Origin of the sequence: Clostridium sp. MCC353, assembly GCF_018785315.1 — a bacterium.
Lineage (GTDB): Bacteria > Bacillota > Clostridia > Lachnospirales > Lachnospiraceae > CHH4-2.
Genome location: NZ_WQPN01000058.1, coordinates 1 through 667, shown reverse-complemented (window position 1 = coordinate 667; position 667 = coordinate 1). Strand labels below are relative to the sequence as shown.

The 667-nt window shown below is 55.9% G+C and carries 1 protein-coding gene; it reads right to left on the bottom strand.

What is annotated here, in order from left to right; genetic code table 11:
• On the bottom strand, positions 1–667 hold a 667-nt coding region (locus tag GPL15_RS11695; protein ID WP_215698851.1), incomplete at both ends, for a transposase.

The window sequence follows — 667 nt, the reverse complement described above, 5'->3', positions numbered from 1 at the left end:
GCTCCTGCCCTTTGAGCTTTCTCTCTATTCTGAACAGACGGTCGCACTGATCCCTTGCTTCTGATCCTTTGCTCCCCTGGAGTTCTCTGCCTGACGAATCCAGCGGGATACTTTCCACATAATACCGCCGCAGATGCGACCAGCACAGCGAACGCGTGATCCCTTCCACTTTCTCATATCCCGTATAGCCGTCTGTCACCAGGTAACCCTGGAATCCCGCATACAATTCCCTGGCCTCATCTCCTGAACGGGTCCGGGCATAATGGAACAGCACCCCTTTCAACGGTTCAAAACTTCCCGTCCGCATCACCCACATGAAGGATTCACTTTCCGCCTTTTTCCCTGGTTCCCGGTTGCACTGAATCCGGGTTTCATCCCCCTGCAGCACCCCGCAGCCCAGCATCACCTGATGCATCCTCTTCCATACGGGTTCCAGCCATTCCTGGCTGCAGCGGATCACCCAGTGGGACATTGTGGAACGGTGGATCTCCAGACCCAGACGGTACCAGTCCCTCTCCTGTCTTGCCAGCGGGATCCCCATGTCATATTTCTGGTACAGGATTCCCGAAATAAGGGACGGCCCTGCTATGGAATGAGGCAGCAGCGCACCTGGAAGTCTGGCACCCACAAAGGTCGGCGTCTCTTTTGTACTTTCCGCCGTTCCGCA